The organism is Streptomyces sp. NPDC047917 (genome assembly GCF_043204345.1).
Lineage (GTDB): Bacteria > Actinomycetota > Actinomycetes > Streptomycetales > Streptomycetaceae > Streptomyces > Streptomyces sanglieri.
Window position 1 is genome coordinate 390,162 of record NZ_JBIDCA010000008.1, and the last position, 21,703, is coordinate 411,864.

Consider the following 21,703-nt stretch of genomic DNA (forward strand, 5'->3'; position numbering starts at 1 on the left):
GGGGCGTGCCGCCCGCCCACCCTAAAGGGGCGTTTGGGGCGTCGCGACCCGCGACGCGCCGTAGGCCGGGCCGACGTGAGCCGGACCGGCGTGGGGCGCCGCGGGCGCGGCCGGCGCGGACGGGGCCGCGCCGGGTCGTACCGGGGGGTCCGGGTCAGCCGAGCTCGCCCGAGGCCGGGCGGGTACCGGCGGCCGCCCTCGCGGCGTCCCGGACGGCTCCGGCGACCGCGCCCGCGACCCGGTCGTTGAAGACCGACGGGATGATGTAGTTCGCGTTCAGCTCGTCCTCGGCGACCACGTCGGCGAGGGCGCCCGCCGCGGCGAGCATCATCTCCGTGTTGACGGTGCGGGACTGGGCGTCCAGCAGACCGCGGAAGACACCCGGGAAGACCAGCACGTTGTTGATCTGGTTCGGGAAGTCGGAGCGGCCGGTGGCGACAACTGCCGCCGTCTGGCGAGCGATTGCCGGGTCGACCTCGGGGTCCGGGTTCGCGAGCGCGAACACGATCGCACCCTCGGCCATGGCCGCGACGTCGTCGCCGTCCAGCACGTTCGGGGCGGAGACGCCGATGAAGACGTCGGCGCCCACGACCGCCTGCTTGAGGGTGCCGGTGACGGACTCCGGGTTGGTGTTGTCGGCGATCCAGCGCAGCGGCGAGTCGGCGTCGGCGGAGACGAGGTCCTCGCGGCCTGCGTGCACCACGCCGTGGATGTCGGCGACGACGGCGTGCTTGACGCCCGCGGCGATGAGGAGCTTCAGGATGGCCGTACCGGCCGCTCCGGCGCCGGACATGACGACGCGTACGTCCCCGATCCCCTTGCCCACCACGCGAAGCGCGTTGGTCAGCGCGGCCAGCACGACGATCGCGGTGCCGTGCTGGTCGTCGTGGAAGACCGGGATGTCCAGGGCCTCGCGCAGCCGCGCCTCGATCTCGAAGCAGCGGGGGGCGGAGATGTCCTCCAGGTTGATGCCCGCGAAGCCGGGGGCGATCGCCTTGACGATCTCGACGATGGCGTCGGTGTCCTGGGTGTCCAGGCAGATCGGCCAGGCGTCGATGTCGGCGAACCGCTTGAAGAGGGCCGCCTTGCCCTCCATGACCGGCATGGCGGCCATCGGGCCGATGTTGCCGAGGCCGAGCACGGCGGAGCCGTCGGTCACGACCGCAACGGTGTTGCGCTTGATGGTGAGGCGGCGGGCGTCCTCGGGGTTCTCGGCGATCGCCATGCAGACCCGGGCCACGCCCGGGGTGTAGATCATCGAGAGGTCGTCACGGTTGCGGATGGGGTGCTTGGACGCCATCTCGATCTTGCCGCCGAGGTGCATCAGGAACGTACGGTCGGAGACCTTGCCGAGGACGACGCCCTCGATGCCGCGCAGACCCTCGACGATCTCGTCGGCGTGCGAGGTGGAGGTGGCCGCGATGGTGACGTCGATCCGGAGCTTCTCGTGACCGGAGGCGGTCACGTCGAGGCCGGTGACCGAACCGCCGGAGGACTCCACGGCCGTGGTGAGCTGGGAGACCGCTGTGCCGCTCGCGGGCACCTCCAGCCTGACCGTCATCGAGTACGAGACGCTGGGCGCCGTTGCCATGGCCGAGTCCTTCGCTTTCCTTAGCTTCTTTGCCGCGCGGCCGGGGCGCTCGCCTCGAACACGCTTCCCGATCGTCGCACCTACTGGCCGGTAGCCGGTAATGACTGCCACTCTTCGGAAAGTAGTTTCCACCATACGAGATATGGGGGCTTCGATGGAAGCCCTGAGCCTGCCCCGGCGGGATCCGGCCGGGGCCCGCCGGATCCACTGCGATCCGGCGGGGTCCACTGGAGATCAGCGGGGTCCACCGGGGTCGGCGCGGGGTCCACCGGGGCCCAGACGGAGTCCGGCCGGATCCGGAACGGGAACGGACTCCCGAAACAAAAACAGACCCGCGCCACCTGGAGGTGACGCGGGTCTGTCTTCTGGTTCAAGCGGCACCGACCCGCCATGCTCGCCTCGCGGCAAGTGGTCGCTCGTAGCGACGAAGGTTGGGCCCGGGGGCTTGGATCGAGCCGGTGCCGACACCAGGCTAACAAAGACCCCGAAGAAGTGATTCCCCGCAGCACAGGTTGACCCGAAAAACAGGCGATCAGTCCCTCAGCAGGTCCGGAACTCCGTCCTCGTCCGGCAGATCCCGCTCCCCCGACACCACCGTGAGCTGCTGCGTCGCACGCGTCAACGCCACGTACAGCACCCGCAGGCCCGCCGGGGACTCGTCCGCGATCTCCGCGGGCGAGACGACCACCGTGGCGTCGTACTCCAGGCCCTTCGCCTCCAGGCTGCCCAGCGCCACCACCCGCTCGCCCAGCTCGGCGAGCCAGGCACGGGCCTGCGCCCGGCGGTTCATCGCGACGACCACGCCCACCGTGCCGTCGACCTCACCGAGCAGCCGCCGCGCCTCCTCGCGCACCGAGGCGGCCAGATCGCCGTCCCGTACCGTCTCGAAGCGCGGCTTCACCCCGGTGGAGCGGACCGCGGACGGGGACTCCATCCCGGGCATCGCCAGCGCCAGGACCTTGGCGGCCAGCTCGGCGATCTCCGCCGGGTTGCGGTAGTTGACCGTGAGGGTGAAGCGGCGGCGCGGCCGGTTGCCGAGCGCCTCGTCGCGCGCACGGGCGGCCTCGTCCGGGTCGGACCAGGAGGACTGCGCGGGGTCGCCGACGATCGTCCAGGTGGCGTGCCTGCCCCGGCGGCCGACCATCCGCCACTGCATGGGCGTCAGGTCCTGCGCCTCGTCGACGATGACGTGCGCGTACTCCGTGCGCTCCGCGGCCAGCCGCTCGGCGCGCTCGCGCTGGGTCTCCTCGCGCTGCGGCATCAGTTCCTCCAGCCCGGAGAGCTGGTCCAGCGGGTCGAGTTCGCGCTTCTTCTTCGGCCGGTGCGGTGTGCCCAGCAGCGTGTGGAGCTCGTCGAGGATGGCCACGTCGTGCACGGACAACGGCCCGTTCCCCGCGCTGTCGAGCCTCTTCAGGGAGCGGGCGAAACGGCGCACCTCGCCCTGGTTGAGGACCCGGCGGGCCCAGCGGCCGAGCCGCTTCTCGTCGGCCATCGCCGCGAGCACCCCGCGCGGGGTCAGCTCGGGCCACCAGGCGTTCAGGAAGTCGAGGAAGTCCGTCTCGGTGGAGACGTCCTCGTCGAAGGACGAGCGCAGTTCGGCGGCGAGTTCCGGGTCGGTGTAGCGGCCCCGGCCCGAGGACCTGTTCCACAGGGCGTCCAGCAGCAGTCTGCGGGCGCGCGGGCGCAACAGGTTGACCGGTGCGGTGCCGCCGAGGACGGACTGCCGGATGCGGTGGAGTTCGTCGGCGTTCAGCTCGACGCGGGCGCCGAACGCGACGACCCGCAGCCGGGTGGGGGTGGCCGGGGCGGCGTCGGTTGCCGCCTCCTCGTCGCCGAAGGACAGCTGGCCGTCCCGGTCCGCCGCCCTGCGGGAGGTGCCGGGCTGTTCCAGCGCGCCCCGGGACGCCTTGCGCAGCACCTGGAGCATCCGCGAGGAGCCCTTGATCCGGGCGACGGCGGGGTCGTCGTAGGTGGTGGCGCCCTCGACGCCGGCCGCCTCGTCGGAGAGCGAGCCGACGGCACGGATCGCGACCTGCCCCTCCTCGCCCAGCGAGGGCAGCACACCTTCGGTGTACGCGACCAGGAGCGGGGTCGGCGACACGACGAGGATGCCGCCCGCGTATCGCCGCCGGTCCTGGTAGAGGAGGTACGCGGCGCGGTGCAGCGCGACGGCCGTCTTGCCGGTGCCGGGACCGCCGGAGACCTCGGTGACCGAGGCGGCGGGGGCCCGGATCACCAGGTCCTGTTCGGCCTGGATGGAGGAGACGATATCCCGCATGGTGTGGCTGCGGGCCTGGCCGAGCGCCGCCATCAGGGCGCCGTCCCCGATCACCGGCAGCTCGGCGCCGTGCAGGTACGAGGTCAGCTCGGGGCGCATCAGGTCGTCCTCGACCCCGAGGACCTTGCGGCCCTTGGAGCGGATGACCCGGCGGCGCACGACCCTGCCGGGTTCCTTCGGCGTCGACCGGTAGAACGGTGCGGCGGCCGGCGCGCGCCAGTCGATGACCAGCGGCGCGTAGTCGGAGTCGAGGACCCCGATCCGGCCGATGTGCAGCGTCTCCGCGATCTCGGCCGAACTGTCGTCGCGTACCGCGTCCTCGGCCGGTTCGACGGAGGTGTACGCGCCGTCCGGGCCGCGTACACCGTCCTTGCCGAGCAGCAGGTCGATCCTTCCGAAGAGGAAGTCCTCGAACTCGCTGTTCAGCCGGTTGAGGTGGATTCCGGCCCGGAACACCTGGGCGTCACGCTCGGCGAGCGCCCCCGGGGTACCCACCTGGCCGCGCTTGACGGCGTCATTCATGAGAAATTCCGCCTCGTGGATCTTCTCCTCAAGGCGGTGATAAACACGGTCGAGATGTTCCTGCTCGACACCGATTTCCCGGTCCCGCAACGAATCGACAGCGGCATCCTGCGCGGCCACCGAGGCCCCCTTCTGACGTGCATTGGGCAGCCGTCAACCTTATGCGAAGGGTGACCCGCCGCGCACCTGCCGCGCGTCTCGAAATGGTCTGCCGGGGGTATCGGTCAGGCATCTACCTCGACCAGCCGCCCGCCGTCGAACGTACGCACCTCGAAATGGTCGATGTCGCCCCGCCCCATGGCCGCTCCGCCGGAGACATAGAGCGGGTGTTCCGCGCCCGGGTACGGGGAGTCCTGGATGCCGTACCCCCACTCCGGTACGGACCATGAGGTGACGACCTCTTCCTCGCCGGTCCTCGACACCGCGATCAGGCGGCATTTCTGCGGGCCCGTCACGTTCCTGAGCTCCAGCACGGTGCTGGTGCCCCAGGGCCTCTCCGCCATGCCGACGGTGGCCGAGACCCGGGTACGGGGGTCGGTGGCCCGCACCTTCTCCGGCATGCGGCGGAAGGCGGCGCCCTCGGCGGGGGTGGTGGGGTCGGTCGGGGTGGTGGGGCCGGTCGGGGTGGTGGGGCCGGTGGGAGTCGTCGGTGTGGTGGAGCCGGTGGGGTACGGTCCGGCCGCCCGCGCCGCCGGGCCGTCGTCGCCGCCCGCCAGGACCGCGACCACCGGGCCGCCGATGATCAGCGCCACCGCCGCCGCAACCAGAACCATGGAGCGGCGCCTGCGCCGGACCCGCCCGGCCGTCACCTCGTCGACCAGCCGCTCCAGCACCTGGGGGCCGGGCTGCCCCGGTACGTACCGGACGGCGGGCGCACCCCGGTGGCCGGCGACCCGCGCGAGCACGGGCTCCAGGCCGGCGAGCTCGTCGAGCCGGGCGGCACACAGGTCACAGCCGGTCAGGTGCGCCTCGAAGGCGGACGCCCCGGCGTCGTCGAGAACACCGAGGAGGTACGCACCGGCGGCGTCGTGCCCGGCGGGATCGACGGGGGTGCGGTGGCCGGACGGACCGGAAGGGCTGTGGGAGTCGGAGGGGCTACGGGGGCCTGAGGGGCCTGAGGGGCCTGAGAAGCTGCGGGGGCCGGTCGGCCTGAGCCCGAAGGGCTCCCATTCGTGGTCGTCGTTCATGCCGTGATCCCCCTCTCCTCCAGTGCGAGTCTCATCGAGCGCAGCGCGTAGAAGACCCGCGACCGTACCGTCCCGCTCGGAATGCCCAGCACCTCGGCCGCCTCACCGACCGTGCGGCCCTTGAAGTAGGTCTCGACCAGGGCCTCCCGGTGCGCGGTGGTCAGATCGTCGAGCGCCTCGGACAGCGTCATCAGCCACAGCGCCTTCTCCATCTCGTCCTCCGCGGGCACCGCCTCCAGCGGCGACGGGTCGACCTCGGGCGGCCGGGCCCGTCGGCTGCGGTGGCCGTCGATGACGATGCGCCGGGCGACCGTCACCAGCCAGGGCCGGACCGATCCGGTCGCGCCGCCCAGCCGCCCGGCGTTCTTCCAGGCCCGGATGAGCGTCTCCTGCACCACGTCCTCGGCGCGCTGCCGGTCACCGGCGACCAGGCGGAGCACGTACGCGAACAGGGGCCCGGCATGCTCGCGGTAGAGCGCCCTCATCAGCTCCTCGTCCGGGACGGCGGAAGGCGACGGGGAGCGGGGTGAGGAAGTGGAAGAGGGCACGGGGGCGTGCGGGGGCGGGGCGGGCGGCGCTGACTGCCTGCCGCGATGCCGAGCCCTGTGCGGACGATCACCGGCCACGGCCGCATCCTTGCGCACCCGAACCCTCCCGGTCGAGACCCTGTGGAGCTCCCAGGTCATCGAATACGGGGGCGGGCCGCGATCCGTTCAAACCGGCCGAGGATTCTTTCGGACCGGCCGAGGATTCTTTCGTACCGGGTCAGGAATTCTTCGGACCGGTTGAGGATCCTTCGGACCGGTTGCGGATGCGTACCCGGCCACGCGATTCCCGGCGCCCGCTACGGAACAGCCGTGTCCGGCACCGCCGAAGCCGCCGCCCGACGGCGGTGCCGGGCCACCCGCTCGCGGTTCCCGCAGACCTCGCCGGAGCACCAGCGGCGGCGTCGGCCGCGCGAGGTGTCCAGGTACAGCCGGCGGCAGTTGTCGGCCTCGCAGCGGCGCAGCCCGGCCCGCGCCACGGGGTCGGTGAGGAGTTCCACGGCGTCGCGGGCGACGGCGGCCAGCAGCGCACCGCACTCGGGATCGGCGCTCAGTGCCCGTACCAGCTTGCCGCCGCTGCCGCGCACGGCCCGCAGCCCCGGTGGCGCCCCGGCGGCGAGCGCGTTGACCCGTTCCAGGGCGCTCCCGGCGCCGCGGCTGCCGCCGAGCTCTGCCGTCAGCAGCCGTTCGACGCCGGTCCGCAACTGCCGGAAGCGCACCACCCAGCTCTCGTCCACAACGTCGAGGTGGGTGCCGTCCGGTACGAGCCCGGCGGCGACGAGCCAGTCCGCGAGCCGCTCTGCGCAGTCGAGCAGTTCACACGCGCCGGTGGTCCCGACCCCGGTCGCCACCAGGTCCAGACAGGGCCGACCTGAGTCGAACCGCCAGTCGCACGAACTCTTGCCGGCCGCCATGCGCATGTCACCGCCTCGGGTCACCGGTGGGGTCTCCTCCAGGGTGCCCCTCGCGGCGCCCGCCCGGAACCCCTACCGCCCCACGGGTCGTCGCGCGGGCGACCCGTACGGTGTCCGCATGTACGACGATCCTGTCACCACCACCCTCTCGGCCGGGCCGCTCCTGCTCCGGCCCTGGCTGGCCGAGGACATCCCGGCGCTGATCGAGGCGTACCGCGATCCCGCGATGCGCACCATGCTGCGGTCCCAGGTCACGGACGAGGCGACGGCGGAACAGTGGCTGCGGGTGCGACAGGAGGGGTGGGTGTCCGGCGGATACTTCAGCTTCGCGGTGGTGGACCGCGATCACGGGAGCGAACCGGTCGGCAATGTGGCGCTCAAGCACCCCGCACCGGGCTCCGGCGACGCGGAGGTCGGCTACTGGACTTCTGCCCCCGCCCGCGGCCGCGGGATCGCGCCGCTGGCGCTCGGAGCCCTCGGCGACTGGGCGTTCGAGACGTTCGCGGGGGATGTACTGACGCGGCTCGACCTCCTGCACCAGCTGGGCAACGAGGCGTCCTGCCGGGTCGCGGAGAAGAGCGGATACGGCTTCGCGGAGGTGATTCCGGCGCGTCCGCCGTGGCCGCTGGACGGGCATCGGCACACCCGGCTGCGCACCGGGGACCTCTGACGGCCGATCGCCCCGGACGGTCGCTCAGCCCACGGGCGGACCGTCGTGCAGGATCCGCTGGAACAGGCAGTGGTCGCGCCACTCACCGTTGATGTGGAGGTAGCGCGGGGCCATCCCGAACTGCTCGAAGCCGCACTTCGCGAGCACCCGCTGCGAGGCGAAGTTGTCCACGACCGTCCCCGCCTCCACCCGGTGCAGGTGCAGCTCGTCCCTGGCCAGCTCGCAGATGCGCGTCACGGCGGCCGTGGCCAGACCGCGGCCCGCGTGCTCGACGTCGACCCAGTAACCGAGCGTCCCGCTGCGGAGCGGCCCGAGCACGATGCCGTTCAGGTTGAACGCGCCGATCGCACGGTCCTCCTCGTCGGCGAGCACCCAGGGCATCGCCCGTCCCGCGTCGCGGTCGGCGAGCAGCGCGGCCAGCCGCTCCCGCTGCCCCTGCTCGGTGTAGAAGGAGTCGGGCCGCACGGGCTCCCAGGGCTGCATGTACGTGCGGCTGCGCGTCAGTGCGACGGCGAGGGAGGCGGCGTCGTCCGGGGCGAGGGGACGGAGACGTGCGTCCGCGTCGAGGCGGTGGATTCCATGGCTCATTCCCGCACGCTATCCCGGCACGATTCCGGCGCGATTCCGGCACCGATGAAAGCGAGTTGGCCGGAAGGCGGTACCGGCCTCGACCGGCGCGTACCTACCGATGTGTCTGGAGTTCGCGATGAGCCTGACGGCCGACGACCGGCCGGCGGTCCACGAGGTGATCGCACTCCATGGTCACCTGAGCGACGCCGGCGCCCATGAACGATTCGTCGAGGCGTTCACGCCCGATCTCGTGGTCGACGCCGGCGATCTCGGCCTTCCGCCCTTCCCTGCGCACGGCGGAGAACGCCCGGTCACTCCCCGGCGTGCTCCCGCCCGGCCAGGGTCGACAGCCGGTCGAAGGTACGGATCAGCTCCGCGCGTCTGTCCTCCTTGTACCCCTGCCCGGGCTCCAGGCCGTCGATGGTCCGCTCCCACACGTCCATGAACGTCTTCTTCCACTTCTCGACCACCGCGGGCTCCGGCACACGCGCGCCTACGTACCCCTGCTCCGCCATCAGGCACAGCAGCTCGACGTTGCACGGCACGGCGACGCCGTCGTACTCGTCGGGCTCCAGGACGACCGGGTCGCCGGCCATCGCCTCCTCGATCTCCGAGACGAGGCGTCCGGTGATGCCGGACAGATGATCCGCGGCCGTGTCACTGTCGAAATTCCCGCTGCCCCAGGTACCCACGGGGCCCCCTTCCCATTGGCTCTTCCTGCCTGACCCGTTGTAACAAACGGCACTGACAACGGAAGTTCGCAACGGAACTTCACATCGGAACCGACAACCGAAACCGGCAACGGGAGTGGCCACGCCACGGACAGCGGCACAGTCTCCGGACCCCGCCGAACGGACCGGCGACCCGGTCACGACCGCGCCGAACCACCATCCACCCCGTCGTCCGCCCCACGGTCCACCCCGTCGTCCGCCCCACGGTCCACCCCGTCGTCCGCCCCACGGTCCGCCCCGTCGTCCGCCCCACCGTCCGCCGCCGCCACCGGGTCCAGCGCCAGCCGGTAGCCGCGCTTGACGACCGTCTGGATCAGGCGGGGCGCGCCCAGTGCCGTGCGCAGCCGCGCCACGGCGGTCTCCACCGCGTGCTCGTCCGTGCCGCCACCGGGCAGTGCCCGCAGCAGATCGGCGCGGGACACCACCCAGCCCGGTCGGCGGGCCAGGACGTGCAGCAGCGTCATCCCGGCGGGAGGCACCGGGCGAGGCCCACCGTCGACGATCACGGCATGGCCCCGGATCTCGACCCGGTGCCCGGCGACCGGCAACGCCGGCGCCCTGGCGGGGAGTTCCCGGCAGATCAGCTGGACGAGCGGGGCGATCCGGAAACGTTCCGGCTGGACGGTGTCGATGCCCCGGGCCTGCAACGGCAGGGCGGTGACCGGTCCGACGCAGGCCACGAGGACGTCCTCGCGCAGCGCGCTCAGGAGCTCCGGGAGCAGCCCGCGTCTCTCGGCCCGGCGGAGCAGCGAGACGGCGGCCGGGGCGCTGGTGAAGGTGAGGGCGTCCAGACCGCGGGCGAGAGTGGTGTCGAGCAGCCGGTCGAGCGGGGCGATGTCCTCGGGATCCGTCCAGCGGTAGACGGGTACGGCGAGGACCTCGGCGCCGCCGGCGCGCAGCGACTCGACGAAGCCGGGGAGGGGTTCGCCGTGCAGTTGGAGGGCGATGCGGCGGCCCGCCACACCCTCGTCCAGGAGCCGTTCCAGGACCTCGGCCATGGACTCGGATGCGGGTGACCACGTCTCGGTCAGCCCGGCGGCCCGGACGGCTCCCTTGACCTTGGGGCCGCGGGCCAGCAGTTCCGCGCCGCCCAGGGCCGCCAGCAGCCGCTCGCCCAGGCCCCAGCCCGTGGCGGCCTCGATCCAGCCGCGGAAGCCGACAGCGGTGGTGGCGACGACCACATCGGGTGCGGACTCGATGATTCCGCGGGTGGCGGCGAGGAGTTCGCCGTCGGCGGCGAGCGGCACGGTCCGCAGCGCGGGAGCGTGCAGGACCGTGGCGCCGCGTCGTTCCAGCAGCGCGCCGAACTCCTCCGCGCGCCGTGCGGCGGTGACCCCGACGGTGAAACCCGTGAGAGGCCCGTGCTGTTCGTCCTGGTGCATGTGGTCTTCCCGGCTCTCGTCCCGCTGCTGCCCGATGATGCCGAGGGGCGAGCCTGCCAACGATGCGTGACAGGGCTGGTTCACCCGTATTTCCCGCCCGTTACGTCACCCGGCACCGGGCGGTCGTACCGGTGCCCGGCCCGGCGAAGGTATACCTCGGGGCGCACCGCGCCCGCTCAGCCGGACCCCAGCATCAGGGCCGCGTCGGGCCCGGGGAGCCAGCTGTCGCCGGGGCGCACCATCCAGCCCTCCTCGGCGCCCAGCCGGGCCGCCGCCTCGCGCAGTGCGTCCAGGCCGGGATGGCGCAGCCCCTTGCGCCAGACCAGCAGCAGCGGCGAGAGCGGCACGGGCCGGACCAGCGGACGGATCACGGTGCCGGGTATCGGAGGGAAGTCGACCACGGCGAGCACCGGGTTCCGGTCCTTGGCCATGACCCGCTGGAATTCGGCCACGCCTATCGCGAGCGGCACGGGCGGCGCCAGTTCGATGTCCCACTCGGCGAAGAGCAGCCGGGCGAAGTCCGTCCACTCCTTCGTGCGCGGGTTTCCGTCGCCCGCGTAGACGGTCTCCCCGGCCAGGTCACCGAGCGCGACCGTCTCGCGCGCGGCGAGCGGGTGGTCGTCGGGGAGCAGCACGGCCATCGGCTCGTACCGCACCGGCTGCACGCCCAGCCGGGCCCGTACGCCGGGGTCGAGTCCGGCGGCGCGGCCGAAGGAGACATCGAGCCGCCCGGCGAGGATCTCGCCCGCCGCCCAGGTCAGGCCGCTCTCGAACCGGGCCATCAGCTCGCAGGCCGGGGCCAGCTCGCGGGCGAGGGCGAGCACCCGGGCGGCCGCCATGCCATCGGTGTTGAGGTCGACGAAGAGCGGCCGGGCCGCGGGGTCGGCGAAGGCGGCGGCAAGCTCGGCGTGCGCGTCCAGCACCCGCCGCGCGTACGGCAGCAGCCGCTCGCCGTCGGCGGTGAGGGCGACCTGCCGGGTGGTCCGTACGAAGAGTTCCGCGCCCAGTTCGCGCTCCAGCCGGCGGATGTCGCGGCTCAGCGCCTGCTGGGCGATGTAGAGCCGGGCCGCGGCCCGGGTGAAGTGCAGCTCCTCGGCGACCGCGACGAAGGCACGGAGCAGCCGGGGGTCGGTGTGGGTGTCGGCGGAACGCGTCCGGGCACCCGGATCGTCATCGGAGGAGGCCACACCAGAATTTACAACACAGATGCGTCAATCACTACGGAGTAGGTGTTGGACCCCGGACACCGTGCACCCCGACGCTTGATCCATGCCGTACGAGAGAACCCCCGCCGACCGCCCCGTACTCGCCCTCTCCGGTGACCGGCTGGTCATCGCCCCGCGCACCGCGCCCGCCCGGCGGGCGTCCACCAACCCGTACCGCAGGCTGCTCGCCACCCCGGGCGCCCGCGCCTTCACCGTGGGCAATCTCATCGCCCGGCTGCCGATGGGGATGTTCAGCGTCAGCGCGGTCATCATGATCGCCGGTTCGCGCGGCTCGTACGCCCTGGCCGGGGCCGTCACCGCGACCGGCCTCGCCGCCACGGCGGTGGTCGCCCCCTGGACGGCCCGGCTGGTCGACCGGCACGGGCAGGCCAAGGTCGCGGTGCCCGCCACCGCGATCGCCGCGCTCGGATCGCTGGCCCTGCTGCTCTGCGTGCACTACGACGCCCCGGCCTGGACCCTCTTCGCCTCCTACGCGGCGACCGCCACCACCCCCAACACGGGCGGGATGTCCCGGGCCCGCTGGGCGCATCTGCACCGGGGCGACCCGGCCGCCCTGCACACCGCGAACTCCTTCGAACAGGCCGCCGACGAACTCTGCTTCATGCTCGGCCCGGCGCTGGCCGCACTGCTGTGCGCGGCGCTCTTCCCGGAGGCCGGAACGCTTGTCGGGGCGGTCCTGCTGATGACCGGCGTACTGATCTTCGCCGCCCAGCGCGCCACCGAACCCCCCGTGGCCCCCCGCACCCACGCGGGCACCCCCCTCCGCACCCCGGGCATGCCGGCCCTGCTCGCCGCCTTCCTCGCCACCGGTGCGGTCTTCGGCGCGATGGAGGTCGTCACGATCGCCCACGCCGGGGGCGCGATCCTGGCACTCCAGGCGGCCGGTTCATGCGTGGCCGGGCTGCTGTACGGATCGCTCCGCCCGGCCGCGGACATCCGGCGCCGACTGCTCGGCTGCCTGGCCGGAATGACGGCCCTGATGTCCCTCCCGTTCCTCGCCGCAGCCTCGACCGGTTCCCTGCTCGCCCTCGCCGGCGCGCTCCTGCTGGCCGGCGCGGCGACGGCCCCGACCATGGTGACCGGGATGACCCTGGTGCAACGCCTCACCCCGGAGAGCCAGTTGAACGAGGGCATGACGCTGGCCGTGACCGCGCTGCTGGGCGGCATCGCGGCGGGTTCGGCGACCGGGGGCTGGATGGTGGAGCACACGGGACAGGTGGCGGGCTACATCGCACCGGTCTGCGCGGCGGCCCTGGCGCTGGCCATCACGGCAGCCGGGGTCCGGGCCCCCCGGGTACGGTGACCGGCGCGCGGAAATCGGCCCCCCGGTGGTGGATTGCCGCGAGCGCCATGCGGTCGAGTACGGGATCGACCGGCACGGGGCAGCGGCCACGAGGTACGACAGCCCTCCGCCCGTCACGAGGCGACAGCCCTCAGACGATGTCGAATTCGTTGCCCTCGGGGTCCTGCATGGCGGCGGCGTAGAACCCCGAGTCGGGCTCGTCCTTGATCCGCAGCACGGTGGCACCGGCTTGGACCAGGCGTTCCACGGTGGCCCTGACCCGCGATGTACGGACGTCCAGCGGGACGTCACTGCCCCCACCGACCTTCAGGTCGAAGTGCCACCGGTTCTTGGCGGCCTTCGGCTCCGGAACCTGCTGGAACCACACCCTCGGTCCACGTCCCGCAGGATCGATGATCGACTCCGGAACATCCCCGGCACCGGCCGGCAACTCCTCCTCGGGCACCCCCATCGCCGCCCAGTGGGCACGCCACGTGGCATGCCCGCCGGGCGGAGGCTCAGGCACGTATCCCAGGGCCTCTGCCCAGAAAGTCACCATTGCCTGCGGATCGGAACAGTCGATCGTCAGCTGCACTGTCATCTCCATGTCCGGAGCATCCCAGACGGGTCCGACACAGGGTCCGCTGCGATCCGCACCGAGGAGATCGGGACCGGCCCCGACACCTTTCACACGGAACCGGTCACAGGTCACAGGTCACAGATCACGGGTCACGGGTCACGGGTCACAGATCACGGGTCACGGGTCACGGGTCACGGGTCACAGATCACGGGTCACGGGTCACGGGTCACAGATCACGGGTCACGGGTCACCGGTCCGGCCCGATCCAGACGAAAGACCCTAGATCCGCGAGTTGCGCAGCGACTGCCAGACGGCACCGGTCAGCGCCCGCGTCGCCCGGGGCACCGACAGACTCTCCTGCTCGCGGTACAGCGCCCAGTTGTACTGGATGAGCGACAGCTTGTTGGAGGACAGCGAACCTGCCTGGTGGGCCCGGTACACCGCCAGCGGCTCGGTCAGACCCCGGGCGTCAGCACCGTCCCGCATGATCGACAGCCACAGGGCGTAGTCCTGCCTCTTCCGCATCTCCGGCATCAACCGCGTGCCGAGGGCGTTGCGGTCATACATGGCGGTCAGTGCGCCGATGTAGTCCCGGACCAGCATCGCGCGGTAGTCCACGTGCTCTCTCGCCCGGATCACACGACCGTTCGGGGTGAAATCGGTGCTTTCACCCTCGTAATCGGCGTCCATCTTGTAGTAGGAGGTGAACGTCAGAGGCGCATCACCTGCCGCAGCGAAATCGACCTGCCGCTCGGTCTTCTCCGGAAGCCACATGTCGTCACTGTCGAGAAAGGCGATGTAGTCCCCCCGGGCCCGCTCGATGGCAAGGTTGCGTGCCCGGCCGGCACCGCCCTGTTCGGGTGCCGATTCCGGCAGGACGCGACTGTCCTGCCGGGCGAACTCCATGAGCAGGTCCATGGAGTCGTCGGTCGACTTGTCGTCGGTGATCAGCAGCTCCAGGTCGCTGTGGGTCTGCGTGAGCACCGACCGGACCGCAGCGCCGAGAGTGGCGGCCGAGTTGTACACGGGCATCACGACAGACACCAGGGGCACAGCGTTTCTCCTTGCTCAGCCATGAACGGGGTCGGTCCATTCAAGCACTGCGATCGGGCAGGAGCCGCCACGCATGCCGTTGCCGCTGGTCAGGACCACGCGGGCGGGCTGCCCATGGCCCTCCGCGCCGCCGGGGGCGCCCGTCCGCAGGGCATGAAAATGCCTCTGCCCCGCGAAGACGTTCGCGGGGCAGAGGCTCACATGGGAATTGTGGAGATGGCGGGAATCGAACCCGCGTCCAACGGTGCAGAATCAGGGCTTCTCCGTGTGCAGTTCGCTGCGCTTTTCTCAGCCCCGGAAATCACGCGAACAAGTCTCCGACGGGCTCAGTCACTGTTTGATTTCCTTCCAGGCCCCGTGACCGGGTCTAGAAGTTTAGATCCCTTGATGATGCCAGGATCCGGGTCGGGATCACCCCCGGGCTGACACTTCGCAAGTCGCTACTTAGGCAGCGAGGGCGAAGGAATCGCGCTTGGTGTTGGCGATTATTGGTTGCGACATATGGTTTACGAGATCATTGCCGCTTCCTCGACACGCTTCCCCTGCTTCGACATCCGCTGTCGAAACCGATCATCCCCATGTTTTGTTTTCAATGCGTGCACCTGCTGTGAGGTGCAGTGCCATCGTACGTGACCAACACGCGACGATGCCAGCCTATTCCTGCCGCCGCCCGGCGGAGCCGGACCGGGCACGGTCCTACGCGCTCCGCTGGCGCCTGCGTGCCGCCGAGATCGCGCGGTTGGTCTCCCTCGTGTCCTGCTTCTCGCGGAGGGTCTGGCGCTTGTCGTACTCCTTCTTGCCCTTGGCGAGCGCGATCTCGACCTTGACCCGGCCGTCCTTGAAGTACAGCGCGAGCGGCACGATCGTGTGGCCGGTCTCGCCCGACTTCGACTCCAGCTTGTCGATCTCGGCGCGGTGCATCAGCAGCTTGCGCTTCCGCTTGGCCGAGTGGTTGGTCCAGGTCCCCTGCACGTACTCGGGGACGTGGATGTTGTGCAGCCATGCCTCGCCCCGGTCGATCTGGACGAAGCCGTCCACCAGGGAGGCCCGGCCCAGCCGCAGCGACTTGACCTCGGTGCCCATGAGCACGAGGCCGCACTCGTAGGTGTCGAGGATGTGGTAGTCGTGCCGCGCCTTCTTGTTCTGCGCGATGAGCTTGCGCCCCGTGTCCTTTTCCTTAGCCATAGTGCGGCCATTTTCGCACTACGACCCACCCCCGAGGCCACTCAATACTGTTTCGGCCCGCCGCTCGGCCCCGGAGCCGACCGCGAGGTCCGGGGTGATGCCGCGTTCGTCGACGCTGCGTCCCGCCGGGGTGCGGTAGTGGCCGACGGTCAGCTCGGCCACCGAGCCGCCCGGAAGCTTGCTCGGCATCTGGACCGAGCCCTTGCCGAAGGTCCGTGAGCCGACGGTGACGGCGCGGCCCCGGTCCTGGAGGGCGCCGGTGAGGAGTTCGGCGGCGCTCATCGTGCCGCCGTCGACCAGGACGACGAGGGGGCGGTCGGTGTCGCCGCCCGGCTCGGCGTACAGGGCGCGCTGCTCGCCGTGCACGTCGTACGTGGCGACCAGGCCGCCGTCCAGGAAGGCGGAGGCGGCGGTGACGGCCTCGGTGACCAGGCCGCCGGAGTTGCCGCGGAGGTCGAGCAGCACGCCGGCGTCCGACGGGGCGCCCCGGACCGCGTCCCGGACCCTGGCGCCGGAACCCCTGGTGAACGAATCGACCTCGATCATCACGGCCCCGGAGGCGGCGGAGCCGGGCGGTCCCAGTCGTCGCACGGTCACGGGCTCGGTGGTGAGTCTGGCCCGGTGCAGTGTCTCGGTCCTCCGGCGGTCGCCGCGCGCGGTGCCCAGGACGACGGTGGAGCCCTCGGCGGCCTCCGTACGGTCCCCGCGCAGCAGGGCGACGACCTCGGCGACGGGGCGCTCGTCGACCCGGTGGCCGTCGATCGTACGGAGCAGGTCGCCGGGCTCGATGCCGGCCCGGTCCGCGGGGCTGCCGGGCTGCACCCGGGCCACCTCGACCTGCCCGCCGGCGGAGCGCTTCGCGGAGATCCCGACGCCGGTGTACGAGCCGTCCAGGGCCTGCTCGAACTCCTCGTACTGCCGCTCGTCGTACACCGCGCCCCAGCGGTCGCCGCTGCGGCTGACGACCTCCTCGGCCGCCTCCTTGCCGGACTTGCCGTCGGCCACGGCCCGGGCGGCGGCGTCGGCCACCTCGTCGCGGTCGACGGTGGAGGCCACGGAACGGGTCGCGAAGGACTCGGACTTCGCGCTGCCGCGCGGCAGCGAGCCGGTGGCCGCGGCGGTGGCCAGCACCCCGGCGAAAACCAATGTCAGAGCCGCCCCGCGGCGCACGCCGCGGGGCCCGAAACACTGCGCGGGGCCCGACATGGCGCCGAGTCTAGGACAACACCCCCTGGGCGCACGGCCGGTTGGCCGCGCGCCACAGGGGGCGCTTGTCACACCTTGAGGTACTTGCGGAGCGCGAAGAGCGCGGCAACGGCGGGCATCAGCAGGCCGATTACCAGGACCAGGGGCAGCTTGGTGAAGACCGCGTCCCAGCCGATGAAGTCGATCAGATTCAGCTTGCTCTGGAGCGCCAGACCACCGTCGATCAGGAAGTACCGGCCCGCCAGCAGCATCACGCAGGCCAGGACACCACCGATGAGCCCGGCGAACGCGGCCTCCATGATGAACGGCATCTGGATGTAGAAGCCGGAGGCCCCGACCAGTCGCATGATGCCGGTCTCGCGCCGTCTGCTGAACGCGGACACCCGGACGGTGTTCACGATCAGCATCAGTGCGATCACCAGCATCAGCGCCATCACGAAGAGGGCGGCCACATTCATGCCGTTCATCAGCTGGAAGAGGTTGTCCAGGATGCTTCTCTGGTCCTGGACGGACTGCACCCCGTCACGGCCGGCGAAGGCGGTGGCGAGCACCTTGTACTTCTTCGGGTCGTGGAGCTTGACCCGGAACGACTCCTGCATCTGGTCCGGCGTGATGTTGCTCGCCATGGGCGAGTCGCCGAACTGGTCCTGGTAGTGCTTGTACGCCTGGTCGGCGGACTCGTACGTGACCGTGTCGACGACGTCCATCTTGCCGAGGTCGCCCTCGATCTGCTTCTTCTGCTCCGCCGTGACAGCGCCCTTGGCGCACTTGGGCGTCGAGGTCACATCGTTCTTGCTGCACAGGAAGATCGAGACGTTGACCTTGTCGTACCAGTAGTCCTTCATCGTGCTGACCTGCTCGCGCATGAGCAGCGCGCCGCCGAACAGGGCGAGCGAGAGGGCGACGGAGACGACGACGGCGAAGGTCATCGTGAGGTTGCGACGGAGGCCGACGCCGATCTCCGACAGGACGAACTGGGCGCGCATGGCGTCCTTTCAGTGCTCGATGCTCAGTGCTGGTAGCCGTAGACGCCGCGGGCCTGGTCGCGTACGAGACGGCCCTGCTCCAGCTCGATGACGCGCTTGCGCATCTGGTCGACGATGTTCTGGTCGTGGGTCGCCATGATCACGGTGGTGCCGGTCCGGTTGATCCGGTCCAGCAGCTTCATGATGCCGACGGAGGTCTGCGGGTCGAGGTTGCCGGTCGGCTCGTCCGCGATCAGCAGCATGGGACGGTTCACGAACGCTCGCGCGATCGCCACGCGCTGCTGCTCACCACCGGAGAGCTCACCGGGCCTCCGGTCCTCCTTGCCACCGAGGCCGACCAGGTCGAGAACCTGGGGCACCGCCTTGCGGATCTCGCCGCGCGGCTTTCCGATGACCTCCTGCGCGAACGCCACGTTCTCCGCAACGGTCTTGTTGGGCAGGAGCCTGAAGTCCTGGAACACGGTGCCCAGCTGGCGGCGCATGTGCGGCACCTTCCAGTTGGACAGGCGCGCGAGGTCCTTGCCCAGGACGTGGACCATGCCCTGGCTGGCGCGCTCCTCACGGAGGATGAGTCGCATGAAGGTGGACTTGCCGGAGCCGGATGAGCCCACCAGGAAGACGAACTCGCCCTTCTCGATATCGAGAGACACATCCCGTAGAGCGGGACGGCTCTGCTTCGGGTAGGTCTTGGAGACGTTGTCGAATCGGATCACGGATGCACCACGGTCGGCCGGGAGTAGGTGTGCGTGACCATACGCGACCCGGACTGAGGCGTGCAGGCGCGCGTCCGGGGATGGGCGATTTATGGCGGAACGGTACCGGCCGGACGCGGGTCCGAAGCGCGACGGATCGGGTGATGTCCGGCGGGCCGCGCCGAAATCCGCGCGAGCTGGCACAGTGGTAGGGGGAACGGTTGCGTTTCCATGAGCGTTGTGCGGAGAGAACGCGTATGCGGCTCCGCCGCGCGGGAGGAGGAAAGCGCATGACCTATGACCGACTGGTGTGCGCGAACTGCGCGGCGCCCGTCAACGAGGGCCGTTGCCCCGTGTGCCGGGCGAGCCGTGCGCGGCTGCAGCAGGAACAGGAGCAGGGAATGTTCGCCGGGCTGAACCCGGTGATGCTGGTGGCCCTGCTGGTGGTGTTGCTGGGCGCGCTGGCGCTGCTGGCGCACCAGAGCGTGTAGCCCGCGCGGGCGTGTAGCCGCGCGCTCCGCCCGGTCGCCCGCAGGCGTCGGGACGTGTACGTGGAGGGGCCCGGGATGCCGATCGGCGTCCCGGGCCCCTCTGTGTCCCTCTGTTACCGCAGGTGACCCTTAGGCGACCGTGCGGCCGTTCATCAGGCGCGGCATGATCCGGAAGCCGATGCCTCCGGCGATCATCGTCGCGGCGCCGACCAGCAGGAACGTGGTCTCGGCCGCACCGGTCTCGGCGAGCTCGTCCTTGCCCTTGCCCTGCTCGACCGGCTGGTTGCCGGCGGAGTCGGGAGTGGTGTTGTCCGCGCAGTTCGCGCCGTCGAGGTCGACGGTGCAGTTGCTGTCGTCGCCACCACCGGTGGTCGAACCGGCGGAGGCGTTGCCGGAGGTGCCGGACGAACCGTTGCCTCCGTTGCCGTTGCCGCCGTTGTCACCGTTGCCGCCGGTCTGGTGGCCACCGTTGCCGTTGCCACCGTTGCCGTTGTTGCCGTTGCCGTTGTTGCCGCCGTTGTCACCGGCACCACCCTGGTCGCCCGCACCACCCTGGTCACCGGCACCACCCTGGTCGCCCGCACCACCCTGGTCACCGGCGCCACCCTGGTCACCGGCGCCACCCTGGTCGCCCGCACCACCCTGGTCGCCCGCGCCACCCTGGTCACCGGCACCACCCTGGTCGCCCGCACCACCCTGGTCGCCCGCGCCACCCTGGTCACCGGCACCACCCTGGTCGCCCGCGCCACCCTGGTCACCGGCACCACCCTGGTCGCCCGCACCACCCTGGTCGCCCGCACCACCCTGGTCGCCACCCTCAGTGGTGCCGCCATTGTCGACACCGCCCGGGTCGCCGCCCTCGGTGCCGCCCTGGGACTCGCCCGACGGCCCGTCGAGGCCGGCGTCGATGCCCAGGCCGGTGTCATCGACGTGAGCGTTGGCCGACAGCCCGGCAACGTTGACATCGACACCGACGGCCGAAGCCACACCGGCGGCGGTGAGCGAGGCGCCCGCGGCGATTACCGCACCTGCGGCGATCCGCGCGACGCGGACTCGCGTCTTCTTCGTCATGTGCTGCTACCCCCAGTAGCTGTTCTCGTCAGTGGAGCAGCCATATGCGGGCCCCGGCTCTGCGGGGTTCGCTCCGAACAGCGCCACGTGGAGCCGTGGTCATGCCGCCCGCCCCCGTTCACACCCGTCCCAGACATACGCATGCTGCTCTAGCAGCCTGTCCACAGTTAAGGACTACGTCAAGGCCGTTCCGTGCAATATGAACCGATTTGAAGGGAGTTGGTCTCCATTCGGAGTCCCGACTGTGACGCACTCACCACAGCGCCCGCGCAACCCGGAACCCCAACTCCCCTTCGGGAACTGCCCCGTGCGGTCGACGAAAGCGGCGGTGCCGGAAACCCCGCGGGGTTTCCGGCACCGCCGTGAGCGCTTGCCGTTCCTACTTCTCCCGCTGCTTGCGCCAGCGGATGCCCGCCTCCAGGAAGCCGTCGATCTCGCCGTTGAAGACCGCTTCCGGGTTGCCCATCTCGAACTCCGTACGCAGGTCCTTGACCATCTGGTACGGGTGCAGGACGTAGGACCGCATCTGGTTGCCCCAGGAGTTGCCGCCGTCGCCCTTGAGGGCGTCCATCTTGGCCTGCTCCTCCTGGCGTCGGCGTTCGAGGAGCTTCGCCTGGAGGACGTTCATCGCGGATGCCTTGTTCTGGATCTGCGAGCGCTCGTTCTGGCAGGAGACCACGATGCCGGTCGGGAGGTGGGTCAGCCGGACCGCGGAGTCCGTGGTGTTGACGCCCTGGCCGCCGGGGCCCGAGGAGCGGTACACGTCCACGCGCAGCTCGGACTCGTCGATCTCGATGTGGTCGGTCTGCTCGACGACCGGCAGCACCTCGACGCCCGCGAAGGACGTCTGGCGGCGGCCCTGGTTGTCGAAGGGCGAGATCCGGACGAGCCGGTGGGTGCCCTGCTCGACGGAGAGCGTGCCGTAGGCGTACGGCACCTGGACGGCGAAGGTGGTCGACTTGATGCCGGCCTCCTCCGCGTACGACGTCTCGTAGACCTCGGTCTTGTAGCCGTGCCGCTCGGCCCAGCGGATGTACATGCGCTGGAGCTTCTCGGCGAAGTCGGCCGCGTCCACGCCACCGGCCTCGGCACGGATGTTGACCAGGGCCTCGCGGGAGTCGTACTCGCCGGAGAGGAGCGTACGGACCTCCATCTCGTCCAGCGCCTTGCGGACCGACTCCAGCTCGGACTCGGCCTCGGCGAGGGCGTCTGCGTCGCCCTCGTCCTGGGCGAGCTCGAAGAGGACTTCGAGATCGTCGATCCGGCCGCGGAGGGCCTCGGTCCTGCGGACCTCGGCCTGGAGGTGCGAAAGCTTGCTGGTGATCTTCTGCGCCGCCTCGGGGTCGTCCCAGAGGGAAGGCGCGGCCGCCTGCTCCTCGAGCGCGGCGATGTCCGCCCTCAGCGCATCCAGGTCCAGGACGGCCTCGATCGACCCCATGGTCGAGGAGAGGGACTTCAGCTCTTCGGAAATATCGACGACTGCCACGGGTCCAGCGTAACGGCTGTCGGCACGGACGTTCCTCGGGCCGCGTGATCAGGAC

21 protein-coding genes and 1 other RNA gene are annotated in these 21,703 nt (G+C 70.9%); 3 read left to right on the forward strand and 19 right to left on the reverse strand.

All coding sequences use genetic code 11. From position 1 onward, the window contains the following. Positions 1-154: 154 nt before the first annotated feature. From ACGF8B_RS21730 to ACGF8B_RS21750, 5 genes are all read right to left on the reverse strand, one after another. Entirely contained in the window at positions 155-1,591 is a 1,437-nt protein-coding gene (locus tag ACGF8B_RS21730) for an NAD-dependent malic enzyme (protein ID WP_392740879.1), read from the reverse strand. A 532-nt stretch (positions 1,592-2,123) separates the two neighbouring features. Then, positions 2,124-4,511, reverse strand: a complete 2,388-nt coding sequence (locus ACGF8B_RS21735) for a HelD family protein (RefSeq protein WP_392740881.1) — start codon at positions 4,509-4,511, stop codon at positions 2,124-2,126. Positions 4,512-4,615: 104 nt separating this feature from the next. Beyond that, a complete protein-coding gene (locus ACGF8B_RS21740; RefSeq protein ID WP_392740884.1) occupies positions 4,616-5,578 on the reverse strand; it encodes an anti-sigma factor family protein in 963 nt (320 codons plus the stop codon). After that, on the reverse strand, positions 5,575-6,264 hold the full coding sequence (locus ACGF8B_RS21745; RefSeq protein WP_392740887.1) for a sigma-70 family RNA polymerase sigma factor: 690 nt from the start codon (positions 6,262-6,264) through the stop codon (positions 5,575-5,577). Before ACGF8B_RS21745 ends, ACGF8B_RS21740 begins: the two co-directional genes overlap by 4 nt. A gap of 158 nt (positions 6,265-6,422) precedes the next feature. Beyond that, positions 6,423-7,037: a CGNR zinc finger domain-containing protein gene (locus tag ACGF8B_RS21750; protein ID WP_392741032.1), complete on the reverse strand. Its 615-nt coding sequence runs from the start codon at positions 7,035-7,037 to the stop codon at positions 6,423-6,425. A 118-nt stretch (positions 7,038-7,155) separates the two neighbouring features. On the opposite strand from ACGF8B_RS21750, the gene ACGF8B_RS21755 reads away from it, so the two are divergent. Continuing rightward, a complete protein-coding gene (locus ACGF8B_RS21755; RefSeq protein WP_392740890.1) occupies positions 7,156-7,707 on the forward strand; it encodes a GNAT family N-acetyltransferase in 552 nt (183 codons plus the stop codon). A gap of 24 nt (positions 7,708-7,731) precedes the next feature. Here the strand turns inward: ACGF8B_RS21755 and ACGF8B_RS21760 are convergent, their stop codons facing one another. The 5 genes from ACGF8B_RS21760 to ACGF8B_RS21780 all read right to left on the reverse strand — a co-directional run bounded on the left by ACGF8B_RS21760 (position 7,732) and on the right by ACGF8B_RS21780 (position 11,577). Then, positions 7,732-8,295: a GNAT family N-acetyltransferase gene (locus ACGF8B_RS21760; RefSeq protein WP_392740893.1), complete on the reverse strand. Its 564-nt coding sequence runs from the start codon at positions 8,293-8,295 to the stop codon at positions 7,732-7,734. A 94-nt stretch (positions 8,296-8,389) separates the two neighbouring features. After that, entirely contained in the window at positions 8,390-8,572 is a 183-nt protein-coding gene (locus ACGF8B_RS21765) for a hypothetical protein (protein ID WP_392740896.1), read from the reverse strand. A gap of 16 nt (positions 8,573-8,588) precedes the next feature. Next, positions 8,589-8,969, reverse strand: coding sequence for a DUF4259 domain-containing protein (locus tag ACGF8B_RS21770; RefSeq protein WP_392740899.1), 381 nt, complete (start codon positions 8,967-8,969; stop codon positions 8,589-8,591). Between the two features lie 176 nt (positions 8,970-9,145). Continuing rightward, positions 9,146-10,390, reverse strand: coding sequence for a uroporphyrinogen-III synthase (locus tag ACGF8B_RS21775; RefSeq protein ID WP_392740902.1), 1,245 nt, complete (start codon positions 10,388-10,390; stop codon positions 9,146-9,148). 176 nt (positions 10,391-10,566) lie between these two features. Continuing rightward, entirely contained in the window at positions 10,567-11,577 is a 1,011-nt protein-coding gene (locus tag ACGF8B_RS21780) for a LysR family transcriptional regulator (protein WP_392740906.1), read from the reverse strand. Positions 11,578-11,659: 82 nt separating this feature from the next. On the opposite strand from ACGF8B_RS21780, the gene ACGF8B_RS21785 reads away from it, so the two are divergent. Beyond that, complete coding sequence (locus tag ACGF8B_RS21785; RefSeq protein ID WP_392740909.1) at positions 11,660-12,919, forward strand: MFS transporter; 1,260 nt, start codon at positions 11,660-11,662, stop codon at positions 12,917-12,919. A gap of 130 nt (positions 12,920-13,049) precedes the next feature. On the opposite strand, the gene ACGF8B_RS21790 is transcribed toward ACGF8B_RS21785, so the two are convergent. From ACGF8B_RS21790 to ftsE, 7 genes are all read right to left on the reverse strand, one after another. Beyond that, on the reverse strand, positions 13,050-13,505 hold the full coding sequence (locus ACGF8B_RS21790; protein WP_392740912.1) for a VOC family protein: 456 nt from the start codon (positions 13,503-13,505) through the stop codon (positions 13,050-13,052). Between the two features lie 252 nt (positions 13,506-13,757). Beyond that, positions 13,758-14,531, reverse strand: coding sequence for a glycosyltransferase family 2 protein (locus tag ACGF8B_RS21795; protein ID WP_392740915.1), 774 nt, complete (start codon positions 14,529-14,531; stop codon positions 13,758-13,760). A gap of 208 nt (positions 14,532-14,739) precedes the next feature. Next, positions 14,740-15,109: a transfer-messenger RNA gene (gene ssrA, locus ACGF8B_RS21800) on the reverse strand. Positions 15,110-15,227: 118 nt separating this feature from the next. Continuing rightward, positions 15,228-15,716 (reverse strand): SsrA-binding protein SmpB, encoded by a 489-nt coding sequence (gene smpB / locus ACGF8B_RS21805; RefSeq protein WP_124723236.1) that lies wholly within the window; start codon positions 15,714-15,716, stop codon positions 15,228-15,230. A gap of 18 nt (positions 15,717-15,734) precedes the next feature. After that, complete coding sequence (locus ACGF8B_RS21810) at positions 15,735-16,922, reverse strand: S41 family peptidase (protein WP_392740918.1); 1,188 nt, start codon at positions 16,920-16,922, stop codon at positions 15,735-15,737. A 68-nt stretch (positions 16,923-16,990) separates the two neighbouring features. Beyond that, positions 16,991-17,908 (reverse strand): permease-like cell division protein FtsX, encoded by a 918-nt coding sequence (ftsX, locus tag ACGF8B_RS21815; protein WP_392740921.1) that lies wholly within the window; start codon positions 17,906-17,908, stop codon positions 16,991-16,993. 23 nt (positions 17,909-17,931) lie between these two features. After that, positions 17,932-18,621, reverse strand: a complete 690-nt coding sequence (ftsE, locus tag ACGF8B_RS21820) for a cell division ATP-binding protein FtsE (RefSeq protein WP_266746501.1) — start codon at positions 18,619-18,621, stop codon at positions 17,932-17,934. Between the two features lie 269 nt (positions 18,622-18,890). Here ftsE and ACGF8B_RS21825 point away from each other — a divergent pair, with 269 nt between their 5' ends. Next, on the forward strand, positions 18,891-19,091 hold the full coding sequence (locus ACGF8B_RS21825; protein ID WP_124723232.1) for a hypothetical protein: 201 nt from the start codon (positions 18,891-18,893) through the stop codon (positions 19,089-19,091). A 129-nt stretch (positions 19,092-19,220) separates the two neighbouring features. Here ACGF8B_RS21825 and ACGF8B_RS21830 read toward each other — a convergent pair whose 3' ends face one another. Further along, on the reverse strand, positions 19,221-20,162 hold the full coding sequence (locus tag ACGF8B_RS21830) for a hypothetical protein (RefSeq protein ID WP_392740926.1): 942 nt from the start codon (positions 20,160-20,162) through the stop codon (positions 19,221-19,223). Between the two features lie 379 nt (positions 20,163-20,541). Then, positions 20,542-21,648: a peptide chain release factor 2 gene (gene prfB / locus ACGF8B_RS21835; RefSeq protein WP_342286805.1), complete on the reverse strand. Its 1,107-nt coding sequence runs from the start codon at positions 21,646-21,648 to the stop codon at positions 20,542-20,544. Positions 21,649-21,703 lie beyond the last annotated feature (55 nt).